This window comes from Flexivirga lutea (genome assembly GCF_054778955.1).
The window spans coordinates 47,388-62,465 of the sequence record NZ_BAAGZB010000002.1; the positions used below are offsets into that span (position 1 = coordinate 47,388).

At 70.4% G+C, this 15,078-nt stretch carries 14 protein-coding genes and 1 tRNA gene; 7 read left to right on the forward strand and 8 right to left on the reverse strand.

The window, feature by feature from the left end; all coding sequences use genetic code 11:
* The first annotated feature begins 21 nt into the window (after positions 1-21).
* The 4 genes from ACYVBN_RS06640 (at position 22) to ACYVBN_RS06655 (ending at position 2,545) form a co-directional block, all read left to right on the forward strand.
* Positions 22-378, forward strand: a complete 357-nt coding sequence (locus ACYVBN_RS06640; RefSeq protein ID WP_460599839.1) for an FmdB family zinc ribbon protein — start codon at positions 22-24, stop codon at positions 376-378.
* Positions 379-481: 103 nt separating this feature from the next.
* The gene (locus tag ACYVBN_RS06645) at positions 482-1,351 is read left to right on the forward strand and encodes an S-methyl-5'-thioadenosine phosphorylase (RefSeq protein WP_460599840.1); all 870 of its coding nucleotides are present in this window, start codon (positions 482-484) and stop codon (positions 1,349-1,351) included.
* Positions 1,348-2,049, forward strand: a complete 702-nt coding sequence (locus ACYVBN_RS06650; RefSeq protein ID WP_460599841.1) for an SAF domain-containing protein — start codon at positions 1,348-1,350, stop codon at positions 2,047-2,049. Before ACYVBN_RS06645 ends, ACYVBN_RS06650 begins: the two co-directional genes overlap by 4 nt.
* 133 nt (positions 2,050-2,182) lie before the next feature.
* Positions 2,183-2,545 (forward strand): MscL family protein, encoded by a 363-nt coding sequence (locus tag ACYVBN_RS06655; RefSeq protein ID WP_440281378.1) that lies wholly within the window; start codon positions 2,183-2,185, stop codon positions 2,543-2,545.
* Between the two features lie 72 nt (positions 2,546-2,617).
* Here ACYVBN_RS06655 and ACYVBN_RS06660 read toward each other — a convergent pair whose 3' ends face one another.
* Together ACYVBN_RS06660 and ACYVBN_RS06665 are read right to left on the reverse strand one after the other, a co-directional pair.
* The gene (locus tag ACYVBN_RS06660) at positions 2,618-2,893 is read right to left on the reverse strand and encodes a hypothetical protein (protein WP_460599842.1); all 276 of its coding nucleotides are present in this window, start codon (positions 2,891-2,893) and stop codon (positions 2,618-2,620) included.
* Positions 2,886-6,833: an AAA domain-containing protein gene (locus ACYVBN_RS06665; protein WP_460599843.1), complete on the reverse strand. Its 3,948-nt coding sequence runs from the start codon at positions 6,831-6,833 to the stop codon at positions 2,886-2,888. Before ACYVBN_RS06665 ends, ACYVBN_RS06660 begins: the two co-directional genes overlap by 8 nt.
* A 186-nt stretch (positions 6,834-7,019) precedes the next feature.
* Between ACYVBN_RS06665 and ACYVBN_RS06670 the strand changes: the two genes are divergently transcribed.
* On the forward strand, positions 7,020-8,348 hold the full coding sequence (locus ACYVBN_RS06670; RefSeq protein WP_460599844.1) for an AI-2E family transporter: 1,329 nt from the start codon (positions 7,020-7,022) through the stop codon (positions 8,346-8,348).
* A gap of 12 nt (positions 8,349-8,360) precedes the next feature.
* On the opposite strand, the gene ACYVBN_RS06675 is transcribed toward ACYVBN_RS06670, so the two are convergent.
* Positions 8,361-8,990 (reverse strand): DUF2461 domain-containing protein, encoded by a 630-nt coding sequence (locus ACYVBN_RS06675; protein WP_460599845.1) that lies wholly within the window; start codon positions 8,988-8,990, stop codon positions 8,361-8,363.
* 91 nt (positions 8,991-9,081) lie between these two features.
* Between ACYVBN_RS06675 and ACYVBN_RS06680 the strand changes: the two genes are divergently transcribed.
* The gene (locus ACYVBN_RS06680; protein WP_460599846.1) at positions 9,082-9,993 is read left to right on the forward strand and encodes a siderophore-interacting protein; all 912 of its coding nucleotides are present in this window, start codon (positions 9,082-9,084) and stop codon (positions 9,991-9,993) included.
* A 20-nt stretch (positions 9,994-10,013) separates the two neighbouring features.
* Here ACYVBN_RS06680 and ACYVBN_RS06685 read toward each other — a convergent pair whose 3' ends face one another.
* Complete coding sequence (locus ACYVBN_RS06685) at positions 10,014-10,493, reverse strand: YbaK/EbsC family protein (RefSeq protein WP_460599847.1); 480 nt, start codon at positions 10,491-10,493, stop codon at positions 10,014-10,016.
* A gap of 256 nt (positions 10,494-10,749) precedes the next feature.
* Here ACYVBN_RS06685 and ACYVBN_RS06690 point away from each other — a divergent pair.
* Positions 10,750-10,822 (forward strand) — tRNA-Arg (locus ACYVBN_RS06690).
* 90 nt (positions 10,823-10,912) lie between these two features.
* Here ACYVBN_RS06690 and ACYVBN_RS06695 read toward each other — a convergent pair.
* Genes ACYVBN_RS06695 through ACYVBN_RS06710 form a run of 4 tightly spaced genes read right to left on the reverse strand, consistent with a single transcriptional unit; the run spans position 10,913 to position 15,031 of the window.
* On the reverse strand, positions 10,913-12,148 hold the full coding sequence (locus ACYVBN_RS06695) for a metal-dependent hydrolase family protein (protein WP_460599848.1): 1,236 nt from the start codon (positions 12,146-12,148) through the stop codon (positions 10,913-10,915).
* The gene (locus ACYVBN_RS06700; protein ID WP_460599849.1) at positions 12,145-13,575 is read right to left on the reverse strand and encodes a sodium:solute symporter family protein; all 1,431 of its coding nucleotides are present in this window, start codon (positions 13,573-13,575) and stop codon (positions 12,145-12,147) included. The genes ACYVBN_RS06695 and ACYVBN_RS06700 overlap by 4 nt, the downstream gene beginning before the upstream one ends.
* Positions 13,572-13,805, reverse strand: a complete 234-nt coding sequence (locus ACYVBN_RS06705; protein ID WP_460599850.1) for a hypothetical protein — start codon at positions 13,803-13,805, stop codon at positions 13,572-13,574. The genes ACYVBN_RS06700 and ACYVBN_RS06705 overlap by 4 nt, the downstream gene beginning before the upstream one ends.
* Positions 13,802-15,031 (reverse strand): M20 metallopeptidase family protein, encoded by a 1,230-nt coding sequence (locus tag ACYVBN_RS06710; RefSeq protein ID WP_460600822.1) that lies wholly within the window; start codon positions 15,029-15,031, stop codon positions 13,802-13,804. The genes ACYVBN_RS06705 and ACYVBN_RS06710 overlap by 4 nt, the downstream gene beginning before the upstream one ends.
* Positions 15,032-15,078: the final 47 nt, after the last annotated feature.

A 15,078-nucleotide genomic window follows, 5' to 3' on the forward strand; every position in this document is an offset into this window, starting at 1 on the left:
AGCACGCCGTACACTGTGCGCGTGCCGACCTATGCCTATGTATGCAAGGACTGCGCGCACGCCTTCGATGTGCAGCAGTCCTTCTCCGACGACGCGCTGACCACCTGCCCCGAGTGCGGTGGGGCGCTCCGCAAGCAGTTCGGCGCCGTGGGCGTGGTGTTCAAGGGTTCGGGCTTCTACAAGACCGACTCGCGCGACTCCGGCAAGAAGTCGACCTCCACGACGACAGCGGCCAAGGAGTCCGGGTCCGGCTCAGGGTCCGGCGCAGGGACCGGGTCGAGCTCCGAGTCCTCGACCAGCACCACGTCCGGCGGCACCGGCTCCAGTAGCACCGCCTCCTCTTCGTCGTCGTCCAGCTCGGACGGCTCGGCCGCGTAGTTTCCACCTCGCCCGATATCCACATCCCCCGGATGCCGTCGGGTCGTCCACGGGTGCGGCCACTGCCGACAGGCTGACGACTGCTGCTGACTAACCTCGCAGCATGACTTCAGACGACCATCCTCACCAGCGTGTGCCGGAGGGCGAGCGCGCGGACATCGGCGTCATCGGCGGCTCCGGCTTCTACTCGTTCTTCGACTCCCCGGAGCGGGTGCGGGTGGACACGCCGTTCGGTCCGCCGAGCGACGACATCGTCATCGGCGATGTCGACGGGCGCCGGGTCGCGTTCCTGGCCCGGCACGGGCAAGGCCACCGGTTCCCGCCCCACCTGGTCAATTACCGCGCCAATCTGTGGGCGCTGCGTTCGGTGGGGGTCCGTCAGGTCCTGGCGCCCTGCGCCGTCGGTTCGTTGCGGCCGGAGCACACCCCCGGCACGCTGCTGGTGCCCGACCAGGTCGTCGACCGCACCTCGGGCCGCGCAGGCACCGTCTACGACCAGGAGGGTCCGGTTGTGCACGTGTCGTTCGCCGATCCCTACTGTCCTCGGCTGCGTTCGGCGCTGATGGAGTCGGTGCGGGCGGACAGTCTTTTCGACCGGACCGTCGACGGGGGCACCCTGGTCGTCATCGGCGGCCCGCGCTTCTCCTCCCGGGCCGAGTCCCAATGGCACCAGGCGGCGGGCTGGTCGGTCGTCGGCATGACGGGGATGCCCGAGGCATCGATCGCGCGGGAGCTGGCGATGTGTTTCGCCACCGCCTGCCTCATCACCGACAACGACGCCGGGGTGGAAGGCGGCGAGTCAGTGACCCACGAGGAGGTCATGCGGGTCTTCGCCCGCAACATCGAGCAGCTCAAGACCGGTCTGCGCCGGACGATCTCGCGACTGCCCGCACCGGAGTCCGACGACGCGGCCACCTGCCCGTGCCGCCGGGTGCTGGACGGCCAGGAACTCCCCATCACCCTCCCCCGATGAGGCGGGCGCAGGCTCTGCTGCCACGCTCCTGGCAGGGCGACAGCCGCGAGGCTCGGTGGCGACGCTCGCGCGGCCGCCGGTTGCTCGCCGGACTGCTCGGCGGCTGTGCGGTCCTCGCGGTGGTGGGCGCGGTCCGGCCGGCCGATCCGCCGACCCATGCGGTCACCGTGGCAGCGCACGACCTGCACGCCGGTGACCGGCTGGCCGCTACGGACCTGCGCCAGGTGCGCTGGGCCGCTGGTGACCGGGTCCCCGGACAACTGGATCCAGCCGCCGCGACCGGCAAGGTGGTCACCGCGGCCATCCGCTCCGGCGAGCCGGTCACCTCGGCGCGGGTCCGCGGAGCTCGGTCCTGGCCGGGCCTGTCGGCCGGCGCGCTCGTGGTCGGCGTGCCGAGCACCGACCGGGTGCTGTTGCGGGTGCTGCAACCCGGCGACCGGGTGGACCTGATCGACACCGGCAAGGCCCGGACCCTCGCCACGTCCGTCCCGGTCGTCGCGATACCTGGTGCGACCGGTGCAGCGCCCGAGGAGACGCTCGGTGGCGCCGGCCGGTCGGGCCCGGATGTGTCCGGCGATGCGCCCGCGGTCCTGGTGGCGGTCACTCCGGCTCAGGCGGCCGCGATCGGCTCGGCGAACAACGCGCGTGCGGGCGGCCTCGGCGGCGGCATACAACTGGCCCTGCGGGCAGACGCTTGACACTTGACCACTTCTGTACGGTCCTTTAGCACAATCGAGACACGCGCGCCGGTGTTTTGCGTTTCATCGGCCGCGGGTCTCCGCTACAGTTCCCGGCGACCGCGATCATCCTTCGAGTCAAGGACACACAGACATGGCAGGCTTCAAGAAGTTCCTCATGCAGGGCAACCTCGTCCAGTTGGCCGTTGCCTTCATCATCGGCGGCGCCTTCGCGACGGTGGTCAAGTCGTTCACCGCCATCATCCTGGATCTGCTCGGCAAGATCGGCGGTCAGCCGAACTTCAGCGGCTACGTGCCCGGCGGTGTGCACGTCGGCGACTTCGTCACCGCGGTCGTGGGATTCGTGATCGTCGCTGCCGCCGTCTACTTCGGGGTGGTCAAGCCCTACGAGGCGTTCCACGCCCGCTTCGCGAAGGAGGAAGAGGCACAAGCCACCGAGGTCGACGTCCTCACCCAGATCCTGCACGAGCTGCGCGAGGGCAACGGTCGCGCCTGACCACGCAGCTTCGCCAGCACGCCGGAAGGGGCGGGACCGCATCGGTTCCCGCCCCTTCCACGTGTCGGGTGGTTACTCCCAGTGCGGCGGCCGCTGCTCGCGCCACCACCGGTCCTCGGCGCTCTCCTGCCGGCCGCTGCGCGGTTGCGGCGCGCGCGTGGTGGCGTCACCGCCGGTTTCCGGGGCGTCCGGTGACCAGCCCGCATCGGTGTCGTCCCGTCCCGGCCGCACCGGGACCGACGCCTGCGGATCACCGCCGGTCGCCGGGCGGGTGGCGCGCCGGTGCCGCCGCTCTCGCCGTGGCTGTGGCTCGTCGGCGGCAGTGGCCGGATCCTCGTCCTCAGTCATCGGCCAGCCACGGGTTGTGCGCCCGGTCGTGCGCTGTCTCCAAGCGTGCCTGCTGGCCGGCGGCCGCGACCTCAGCGGACGCCGCGTGCACGGCCTCGACCAACCGCGCCACCTCGCGCGCCGGATCACGGAACAGGTCGCGTGTCCAGATCCGCTGGTAGCTCCAGCCGAGCCGGCGCAGTTGCTCGGCCCGCAACCGCTCGCGGTCCCGGGTGGACGGGATCGAGCCGTAGACCGGGCCGTCGGTGTCGATCGCGACCAGTAGCGCACCGGGTCGGCGCGGGTCCTCGACCGCCAGATCCAGCCGGTGTCGCGACGTGCCCCAGCCGGGGTGCACCACCAGACCTTCCGCCCGCAGCCGCCGCGACAGGTCGCGCACCAGCAGCGGCACCTCCACCTCGGGCGTCGGCGGCAGCATCGGCCGGTCCAGCACACTCCCGGACGAGGCGGCGCGACGGCGTCGACCGTCCGGCCCTCGGACCACCCCAGCCGTCCGGGTCGCAGTGTTCGGCTCGTCGTCGGCACCGGCGCCGGCCGCGGGATCGGGGTGCACGCGCCGTGCCGCACCTCCGGACCCGGCATACAGCAGGAAGTCACGCAGCAGCAGGCCGCCACGCGAACGCAGCCGGCCGGGATGCAGCTCGTCGCCGGAGAAGGAGGACACCACCACCATCCGGCGGCGGGCGCGGGTGATCGCCACGTTGAGCCGGCGTTCGCCTCCCTCGGCGCTGATCGGGCCGAAGCGGTGCGGCGCGGAGCCGTCGGCCGTTCGCGGGTAACCGATGGAGAGCACGATCGCGTCGCGCTCGTCACCCTGGACCCGCTCGAGATTCTTGACGAAGAAGGCCTCCGGCAGCGACTCGTCCAGCAACCAGGCCACCGCGGGGTCGGCGGCGATCGCGGTGCGCAGCGCCGCCTCGATCCGGTCGGCGTGCCGCTGCCCGAGGGTGATGACGCCGATCGACTCGTCCGGTCGCTGTCGCGCCTGGTCCAGGACAACCCGCACCACCCGGTCGATCTCAGTGGAGTCGCCGGAGTCGCCGGGGTCACCGGCGGCGCCACCGGTCACCACGTCCAGCCGGACGACGGTGTCGTCGCCGACACCGGGGAAGGTGATCAGCCGGCCGCCATACATCTGGGCGTTGGCGAAGGCGATCAGCCGCTCGTCGAGCGCCCGGTAGTGCCAGGTCAGTTCGCGGCTCGGCAACAACGGGCTCAGCGCGTCGAGGATGGACTCGGCGGTGACCGCGGCCGGCTCCTCGTCGTTCGCGTCGTGGTCGCGCGGTTCCTCGACGCCGCGGAAGAAACTGGTCGGCGGCAACTGCCGCCGGTCGCCGGACACGACGACCTGCGCTCCGCGGGAGATCGCCGAGATCGCCTCGGCTGGCGGTATCTGCGACGCCTCGTCGAAGACCACCACGTCGAACCACACCCCCGGCGGCAGCGTGGACGCCACCAGCAGCGGACTCATCACCCAGCAGGGGGCGACGGCGGTGAGGAGTTCGGGGGCCTGTGGGAGCAGGTCGCGCAGCGGCCCCGGCCGCTCCGCCCGCGCCTCGGCGCGCAGCAGTGTCTCCTGCGCCGGCAAGTCGCGCATCACCTGCCGCACCTGGTCGGCCCAGGCGCCCCGCACGGCCGCCGCCCCGGAGTGCACGTGCTCGGCGTCGGCGCGCGCGTAGGCGTGGACCCGCTCGCGCAACTGCACACCGTCCGCTTCGCCGTATGCCGGATCAAGATCGGCGATGCGGGCGAGCACCGCGCGCCACCAGACGAACTCGAACTCGGCAGCGACCCTGTCCGAGGGCACCTTGCGGGCCGCGAGGTCGTCGATCAGGTCGCCCAGACCGTTGGCGCGCAACTGGTCGATCGGCCCGATGACCGTCGGCACGAGAGCCAACCGGTCCTGCGCGTCGGCGAGGCGCCGCAACCGGTCCTGCAGCTTGTCGTAGTCGAGGTCGAGCAACTCGTTGCCCTCGCCGGTGCCCTCCAGCCGCTTGGCCAGCCACTCCAGGTCCTCGCGCAACCGCTCGTGCGCCGCCAGGTGTCGGGCCACGTCGACAGGTGCGGACGGCAGCGAGCCCTTGCCGGCGATCGCCCGCCAGCGGCTGCGTTGACCGGCCGCGAGTTGGAGCACGCCGTGCAGGTCCGAGGGCGGCTGCCCGGGCCGCAGCAGGGCCCGGGCCTGCTTGCGCAAGCGCCTGCGGTCCAGGACGCCCAGACCGGAGCCCGAACCGCTCGCGTCGGCCTTGCGGTAGTCGCTGGACCCGGTGGCATGGACCAGCTGGTCCAGTGGCGCGGAGAAGACCTCGGGGCGGAAGGTCTCCAACGTCCGGTGCACGTCGCCCATCAGCTCCAGCTGCTGCTCGGACTCCGACATCGACCCGGCAGTGGGCAGGCCCACTCGCTCCCCGAGCGCGACCAACGTGTCGCGGTGGTCCTGCAGCCCGCCGTCGGCCAACCGGCGCACGAGCTCCTCGGTCTCCGCCGCCTGCTGCACGCCGACCACCCGAGCGCCGTACCAGGGGTCGGGCCGGCCGTCCGTGCGCCAGGCGCCCAGCTCCGCCACCCGCACCAGCTCGTCGCGCAGTTCGTCGCGCCGGGCGGCGGGGATCGTGTCGAGATCGGCCGGGTCGATGCCGGCGTGGGAACGCGGCGCGGGCCGCATCGCGTGGAACGCCGCGACCCGGCCCTGCGCCTCGTCGACGGTCACCCCCCACGGGCCACGCGGCGCGTGCATCGCCAGTCGGTGCGCGGCGAGTTCGTCGCGCAATGCGACCAGGTCGGAGGAGGTCGCGTGGAATGTGCGCTCGGCACCGGCCAGCTGGTCCATCCGGGCCACCAGCGCAGCGGCCACCGCACGCGTGTCGCCCTGCCCGTCATGGATGTCGAGGACCAGGTCACCGAGACCGACCCGGTCCAGGCGCTTGACCACCGCGTCGATGGCGGCACGCTTCTCGGCCACGAACAGCACCCGCCGTCCGTCGGCCGCGATGGCAGCGATCAGGTTGGCGATGGTCTGGCTCTTCCCGGTGCCGGGCGGTCCCTCGACGACCAGGTGTGCGCCTGCCCGGGCGGCCTCGACGACGTCCTGCTGGGAGGCGTCGGCGTCGAGCACCAGGTGCTCGGTGTCCGGGTCCCGGTCGACCAGCGCCGGCGCGTCCGCGCTCACCTCATCGCGCGCCTCACGGTCACCGGCGAGGGCCGCGATCACCGGGTGCGCGGACAGCGTGGGCAGCTGGTCGCCGAGGTCGCGGACCATCGGCAACTTGGTGTAACTGAAGGTGCCGACCACGTAGCGACGGGCCACCTCGAAGCCCGGCACCCCGGCGCAGGCCTGCTGGACACGGGTCAGCACGACGCCCGGATCGACCCGGGCGGTCCCCTGCAGGTAGGCGTCGATCGCATCGATGTCCAGGTCGATGCCGTGTTCGACCTCGACATACTTGGCCAGCACCGTGTTGAACTCCAGCTGCGGATGCAGCCGCAACGTCAAGGACTGCGGGTCTTTCGGCGTGCCGGTGATCTCCAGTCGTCGCAGCAGCACCGGCGCCGCGGGCCGGCGGGGCGCCCCGGGGTGGTCCCAGGTCGCCATCCCGATCGCGAGATAGCAGGAGGAGATGCCGCGCTCCTGCGCCAACGCCTGGGTCCGGGAGCGGATGGTGCGTGCCCGGCGGTCGCCCTCGGCGAGGGCGGCGGGCTCGCGCAACAGCAGCGGCAGCGGTGCCGAGCCGGCCGAGAAGAGCTGCGCCATACCGGCCGGGTGCGCACGGGTGAGGTCCAACGTGCCGCTGGGCAGGTCACGGAACCACAGCAGGGTGTTGCGCCCGCCGAGGTCGACCAGATGCCGCTGCCACTCCCCCACGGCGTCACGCACGAGGGCATCACGACCGGTCGCCAACCAGGGGTTGGTCGAATCGTCTTGCGGGGTGGGCGAACTCACCGAGCAAGGCTAACCGCCGAGCGGCCGGGCCGCCGCGAGGCACGCCCGGGCCGGACGGTTCGCCCTGCTGCTCGATTCCTGGACCGCGGTGGCATACCGTTGCGCCCGGGCCGCACTGCGGCACCGTCGTCGTGCAAGGGTTCACCCGTCATACCCGCCGCGGAGCGCCTGGGAGGAGTCGCCACCATGGGCAAGCGCCGTCCCAGCAACCCCGTCCCCGCCATCGATCGGCAGGACCGGTCGGTCGAGGGGCGTGAGGGGCACGTCGAGGACGACACCGCTCCGCCGCGGTCGGCGTGGTATGCCGCAGCGCGCAACCCCAACCAGGGCATCGACCGCGCTGCGGTCATCAGTCATGCGCTGAAGTGGACCGCGAGCTGGTCGCTGCGTTTCATCGTCGTGGTCGCCGCGACGTGGCTGGTCCTGAAGGTGCTGGGCATGTTCTGGCCGGCGCTGCTGCCGGTGGCGGTCGCGTTGCTGGTGACGACCGTGCTCTGGCCGCCGGTGCGCTGGATGCGGGCGCACAAGGTGCCACCCGCCCTCGCTGCCGTGGGCGGCATGCTGTTGGCCATCGTGGTGGTCGGCGGGGTCATCGCCGCGATGGCACCGACCGTGTCCTCCCAGTGGGGCGACCTGGTCAACCAGTCGGTGGCAGGTGTCAACCAACTGCGCGATCAGCTGCAGAACGGCCCGCTGCACATCCATCCCGAGCAGATCGATCAGGCCACGTCGAGCATCACCGACAAGCTGAAGGCCAGTGGCGACAAGATCGCCACCGAGGTGCTCAACGGCATCACCCTGGCCGGCCAGGTGCTGATCGACGCAGTCGTGGCGCTGATCCTGACCTTCTTCTTCCTCAAGGACGGCCCGCGGTTCCTGCCCTGGGTGCGTGTCTCGGTCGGGCGCGGCGCGGGCGCGCACCTGACCGAGGCGTTGACCCGTGTCTGGAACACCCTCTCCGGCTTCATCCGGACCCAGGCGATCGTCAGCGCCGTCGACTCGATCTGCATCGGCATCGGGCTGGTGGTGCTGCAGGTGCCACTCGCGGTGCCCTTGGTGGTGCTGACCTTCTTCGGCGGATTCATCCCGATCGTGGGGGCGTTCGCAGCGGGCACGGTGGCGGTGCTGGTCGCCCTGGTCGCCGGCGGCGTCACCAAGGCGCTCATCGTGCTGGTGATCATCGTGGCGGTGCAGCAGATCGAAGGTCACGTGCTGCAACCGTTGCTGCAGAGCCGGTCGATGTCCTTGCACCCGGCGATCGTCCTGCTGTCGGTCGCGTTCGGCGGCAGCGAGTTCGGGATTCCGGGAGCGTTCTTCGCGGTGCCGGTCGCCGCGTCGATCGCGGTGTTGTGGCGCTACCTGTCGGAGCAGATCGACCTGCGCACGGGTGACGCCGCACCGGACGACCTGGAGCACGCCACACCGGAGGGCGTGCTGGCCGCCGAGAACGGCCGGCACCACGGCCGGTTGCTCGCGCGTTTGCACCACCGGGACGACATCGAGCGGCGCGGCTGACCGGCCGACCTGTCAACGGGGCAGGCGGGCCAGGATCCAGTCGAGCAGCGGACGGGCGCATTCCCAGTCGGACCGGACCCGGTCCAGCAGTTCGGCGCTGCGGACGAACTCGGCGAAGCCGTAGTCCTGCGAGAGCACCAGGGAACGCTTGCGCAGCAGCCCGATCCGCGGGTGGTCCTTGGCGTAGCCCCGCGGCACCGTCTTCAGTTCGTCGCCGCCCAACTTCCAGCCGCGGGCGACGAAGTCGTCGATGAGCCGCTGCAGTTCGGCACCGTCCGGCGAGTCGATGCCCGCCCGGATCGCCCGCAGCGCAGCGGCGTCGGCGTGGTAGCAACCGGCCGCGGACCGCACACCGGCGGCCGACACCTCCATATACCAGCCGGTGGCCGTCCCGGCCTCGACGAACAGGCCCTGATGGGTCTTGTACGGCGACTTGTCCTTGGCGAACCGCAGGTCGCGGTTCGGCCGGAACAGTTTCGCCGGACCGAAGGCGTCCGCCAGGGCGTCCGCGAGTGCCTGCATCGGCGCACGGACCGCCTCGTCATACACCTGCTTGTGGTCGCTCCAGAATGTCTTGGAATTGTCGACCTCCAGATCGTCGTAGAAGTCGAAGGCCGCCTCGGGTATGCCGCTGAATGCCACGTCCCGATGGTAGAACGCCGGGCGCTGCGACCTATCGGATCAGTATCAGTTAGGTTAGCCTTACCAATCTGTTGAGGAGAGGAAGTCGACCGTGACCGTGACCGTCGAGGTGTCGCCCTACCGCATGTTCCCCGTCCGCCTGGCCCGTCGGCAGCGCCGGTCCCCGAGCCTGGTGCGCCTGACGTTCGCCGACCCGTCGCTGGACGCCTTCGCGAACCGCGGCTTCGACCAACGCATCAAGCTGGTGGTGCCCAAGCCGGGCGGGCTGCCGCTCGACGCCTTCCCCACGGGCCCTGACTGGTGGAGCGTATGGCGCCAGCAGCCGGAAGAGGAACGCGCGTTCATCCGGACCTACACGGTGGTCGCGGTGCGCCCGGAGGTGGGCGAGATCGACGTCGACTTCGTCGATCACGGTGTCACGGGCCCCGGCTCGCGCTTCGCGATCGAGGCGGAGCCGGGTGACGCGGTGATTGTCTTCGGACCGAACGCCGATTTCGACGGCGACGCCGGCGGGTTGGAATTCCGCCGCCAATATGCTGCCGCTGCAACGCAACTCGTCGTCGGTGATCTGAGCGCGTTGCCGGCGATCAATGGCATCGCACGAGGGCTGCCGGCCGACGCGAAGGGTTTGATCTGCGTCGAGGTCCCGCATCTTGATGATGCGCGGGGAGTGGAGGCGCCTGCCGGTGTCGAGGTCGCGTGGTGTGTCGCCGACCGCGGCGACGACCAGGTCGCGACCGTGCGGGACTGGTTGACGGCATACGGGCCGCTGGTGACCGACGACGTACCCACGACGGTCGTGCTCGACGGCGCGGAGGACGCCTACTGGGAGATCACCGATCCGGAGATCACACCGGCCGACACCCCGGCGCTGTCCGCTTGGATCGCCGGCGAGTCCAGTCAGGTCCGCGCGCTGCGCCGGCTGCTGGTCAACGACTTCGAGGTGCCGCGGGCAGCCGTAAGTTTCATGGGCTACTGGCGGGTCGGCGTCGCCGGATCGTAGGTGTTGTTCGTCAGGACGTCTCAATCCGCGGCGATCTGCATCGGGGTGCCGTCCGTGATGCGCACCAGATCGGCGAACGTGATCGGGAAGATGCTGTTCGCGCTGCCCGCAGCGGCCCACAGTTCGTCGTACGCCTGCAGGCCCTGGTCGACGATCGTGCGCAACGGCGCCGGGTGGCCGATCGGCGAGACGCCGCCGATCGGCTGACCGGTGACCTCCTTGACGAGCTTGGCGCGCGCCATCACGACCGGCACGCCGAGCTCGCGCGCCAACAGGTCGGTGTCGACGCGATGCGCCCCGCTGGTCATGACGAGCACCGGTTCAGCTGCGGCCAGGAAGACCAGACTGCTCGCGATCGCACCGGGTTCACAGCCGAGCGCGGCAGCCGCCTGCGCCGCGGTGTGACTGGACTCCGGCAGCACGCGGACCCGGCTCGGACAGCCGGCCTCGGCGAGCGCTCGCTCGAAGGTGACTGTGCGTGCGGATGGCTGATCGGTCACTGGTTACCTTCCGGGAGAATGGGACTCGCTTGCACAGGGTATGGCGGACCGAGACCGTACCCGTACCAAAGTTTCCCCAGGGTCGACAACGGCCCGGCCCACACCCCGCCACCCGTACCAAACCCTCCCCAGGGTCGACCTTTGCCCGGCCCACACCCCGCCACCCGTACCAAACCCTCCCCAGGGTCGACAACGGCCCGGCCCGGAGCCGGGTCGTGTTGTGCGCCTACACTTGGCGGCGCCGGGCGACCGGCGAGCCCCCGTAGCTCAGGGGATAGAGCACCGCTCTCCTAAAGCGGGTGTCGCATGTTCGAATCATGCCGGGGGCACAACAGCCTGATCGAGGGGACCAGTGGGTCGGCAACACCTGCGACAAGTGGTCACCTCAGCCCATCCGCGCCCGCCGTATGCCGGGAAGCTCACCGCTCCACCACCAGCCGGCCACGCTGCCACACCTGCCGGATGTGCTGCGGCAACGAGACCAGATCGTCGGGGGCGCAGTCCGCGACCACGAGGTCGGCACTGGCCCCCGGCACCAGCCGTCCCACCTCGTCCTGCAGTCCACACAGAGCCGCAGCACCGCCGGTGCCCGCGACCAGTGCCTGCGCCGGGCTCATCCCGCAGTCCGCGAGCAGCGCGAGTTCCTCCAAGTTGCGTCCGTGCGGGCCGACGCCGCTGTCCGTGCCGAGGGCGATGTGTACGCCCGCGTCGACCGCCATACGCACCGACTGTTGATGCGCCTCGGCCACCGACCGCGCCTTGTCCACCACCACATCGGGGATGTTCGCTCCGGCAGCGGCCGCCTCGAGCACCGCGCGCGGCGCGGCGAGCGTCGGCACCAGCCAGGTCCCTCGTTCCAGCATCAAGCTGATGGCCTCGTCGTCGAGGTGGATGCCGTGCTCGATCGAACGCACCCCGGCCCGGACAGCGTTCTTGATGCCCTCGGCCCCCTGGGCGTGCGCCATCACATAAGTGCCGCGTGCGGCAGCTTCGCCGACCGCGACCTCGATCTCCTCGACTGTCAGCTGACTGTGCCGCGGGTCGTCCCGCGGTGACAGCACACCACCGGTGGTGCAGATCTTGATCTGGTCCGCACCCGCCCGGAACATCCGCCGCACGACGCGCCGCATCTCGTCCGGGCCGTCGGCGATACCGTCCGGGCGGCCGGGATGCGCCCGTCCCAACGGCAGATCGGCGCCGGAGGGGAACCAGCCGTCGGTGTGGCCGCCCGTCTGCCCGATGATGTTTATTGCCAACAGGATCCGTGGACCGTCCAGCATCCCGTCGGCGGCCGCCTGTTGGATGCCCAGGTCCGCACCGCCGGCATCCCGCACAGTGGTCACGCCCGCCGCGAGCGTGGCGCGCAGATTCACCATCGCTTCGTAGAACTGATAGGAGAACGGCGTCGTCAGCCGGCGTAGCACGTCGACGCCCGAGGACGTCAGATGCACATGGCAGTCGAAGAATCCGGGCAGTATGGCGTGGCCCGTGACATCGATCTGCCGATCGCCGTCCAACCCCGGCCCGACGTCGACGACCACGCCGTCGGCCACCACCACGTCCGCGCGGGCCGGCGCTGCGCCGGTGCCGTCGAAGACCGTCCCGCCGGAGAAGAGGACCCGCTCGGCCGGCGCCTTGGCGAGAATGCCGGTCATTGGGCGACCGTCGCCGACACCTGTCGCGAGCCTGCTCGCTCCACGACCGCCCCGGCTGCGACAACGACGATGTTCGGCACCAGGGCGACCAGGCCGACATTGACGTGGCCGATGAAGCCGATGTGGCCGAACGTCAGCCAGATCACCACCGCCTCGCCGACGACGAGACCGGCGATGACCGGCCACACACCGGCGAGCCGGCGGGTCAGCAGTGCCAGCCCGATCGCCGGGATCAGCTGGTCCAGTCCCGAATACGTCAGCAACAACAGGTTGGCCAGCAGGTCTGGCCGGGCGATCGCCAGCACCAGCGCCAGCGCTGTCACGACGACGACGGCGACCTGATTGACGCTGAACTGTGCCCGTGGACTGCCGGTAGGGATGATGTTGCGGGAGATCAGGGACGCCATACCGATGATCAGGCCCGCCGCCGGGACCATCGCCGTCGCCGCGGTGGCCACCACCACGACTCCCACGAACCAGTCCGGGAAGGTCTGCGACGCCAGCGTGAGCAGCGAGCCGTTGGCGTTCGCGCCGGGCTTGAGCGCGAGGATGCCCACGAACCCGATGATCATCGGCAGCACCAGCCCGATGCTGTAGATCGGCAGGAAGATGTAATTGCGCCGCACCGCCCGCGGCGACTTCGCCGACAACAGGGGCGGCCAGGTGTGCGGCAGGGTCAGGAAGAGCACCCCGAGGGTGGATGCCAGCATGCTGGACAAGAACCATGCCTGGTCGTATTGACCGGCGTGCACCGTCAGCATCTGCGGGTGTGTGTGCAGGATCTTGGTGAAGCTGGGACCGATGCCGCCGTTGAAGTGTGCGGGGATCGCGACGACGAGCGCGATCAGCACGATCAGCATCAGCGCGTCCTTGAAGTATGACGTCGTGGCCACGCCCTTGATCCCCGCCCAGAGCACGAAGGCCACGGTCAGCACGAACGCGACGACCATGCTCAGGTTGCTGGAGCCCTTGTCGCCCGTGGCGAGTTCCACGGCGAGGCCGAGGCCGGTGATCTGTAGTTGCAGGTAGGGCAGCAGGAAGACGACCCCGCAGATCGCGCCGATCAGGCCGATCCACCGTGAGTCGTAGAAGTCGGTGAGGAAGTCGGACATGGTCAGCTGGCCGCGTTCCTTGGCGCGGCGCCATACCAGCGGTCCCAGGAAATAAAGTCCGATGAACGCCAGCGGCACGTACGGCAGCGCGTAGAGCGCACCGACCCCACCGGCGTACGCGAGGCCGGCCATGCCGAGGAAGGTGAAGGTCGTGTAAATCTCACCGGCCTGCAGGAACCACATCGTCAGCGCACCGAAGCCGCGGCCGCCGACGGTCCATTCGTCCAGGTCACCGGTGGGCACGCGCCGACCGAGGAAGCCCAGGACGGCGATGACGACGATTCCGATGATGGTGACGACCATGGTGACGTTCATTGGCTGACCTCCGAGCCGAAGCCGCGGACTTCGCCATGGTCTTCGGGATGCTCGGTGCCCCACTCCAGTAGCGCCAGCACGACCGTGATGAGCGCGACCCAGATGATGCTCCACGTCATCACGGAGGGGAGGCCGAACCACAGCGTCGCCGTGTTCACGAAGGGCAGGAACGGGGTGAGGACGAGCGCGATCGCCGGCAGGGCCAGCAGCGCCGTGTACACCTTCTTCATCGTGCGTTCTCCTGTTCGGTGCATTCTCCGGCGACGGCGGCGGTGTCACGTTCCAATGCACGGAACGCCAGTTCGGCGTGCAGCAGCACCCCGTCCGGTATGACGTCATCGGTGAAGGTGGCGCGTGGGCTGTGATTGCTCGGACGATCCGCCGGGTCCTCCCCCGTGTGGGCGCCGAGGAACACATACGCTCCGGGCACCTCCTGCAGGACCCGGGAGAAGTCCTCGGCACCGGCCGACGGATGCGGCATCGTGGCCCACCGGTCGTCGCCGAACACCTCCGCCACCGTCTGTGCGACGAAGTCGGTGTGCTCTGCGTCGTTCACGGTCGGCGGGTACTCGTCCAGATATGCAGCGTCCGCGGTGAGGCCGTGGGCGGTCGCGATGTCACGGCACAGGGCCGGCGCGAGCTCGCGGACCCGGGCACGGGCCTGCGGGCTGAAGGTCCGCACGGTCGCCTCGAAACGGGCCTCGTCGGCGATCACGTTGCGCCGGGTCCCGCCCTGAATCATGCCCACGGTGACCACGACCGGGTCGAAGATGTCGAACCGCCGGGTCACCAAGGTCTGCAACGCGGTGATGATCTCGGCCGCCACGGACACCGGGTCCAGCGACAGGTGCGGCAGCGAACCGTGCCCGCCGCGTCCCCGGACCGTCACGTGCAGCCCGTCACTGGCAGCCATCAGCGTGCCCGGTCTGCCGGTGAAGACGCCGCGGGGGAAGATCGAGGAGAAGACGTGCAACCCGTAGGCGCTGCTGACTCTGGGACCGGCGGCGTCGAGGACGCCTTCGCGGAGCATCTGCCCGGCACCGTCCCAGCCCTCCTCGCCCGGCTGGAACATGAACACCACATCCCCCGGCAATTCCGCCCGGTGCGCGCTGAGCAGCCGGGCCGCGCCGACCAGCATCGACGTGTGCAGGTCGTGCCCGCACGCGTGCATGGCCCCGTCGTTCCTGCTGGTGTAGTCCAGACCGGTCGCCTCGGTGACCGGCAGGGCGTCCATGTCGCCCCGCAGCAGCACCGCCGGACGGCCGCGGCCCGCCCGATCGGCCTCCCTGCCACCACGCAGCACGGCGGTGACCGAGGTGAGTGACCGACCGGTCGTGACCTGCAGCGGCAGTCCGTCGAGTGCTTCCAGGACCAGCTGTTGGGTGACCGGCAGGTCGAGTCCGATCTCGGGGTTCTCGTGCAACCGGTGCCGCAACTGCACCAGTTCTGCTGTCATCTCGGTGAGGTCACCGCGCAGTGTGTCGTGCAATGTGTCGAGCAACG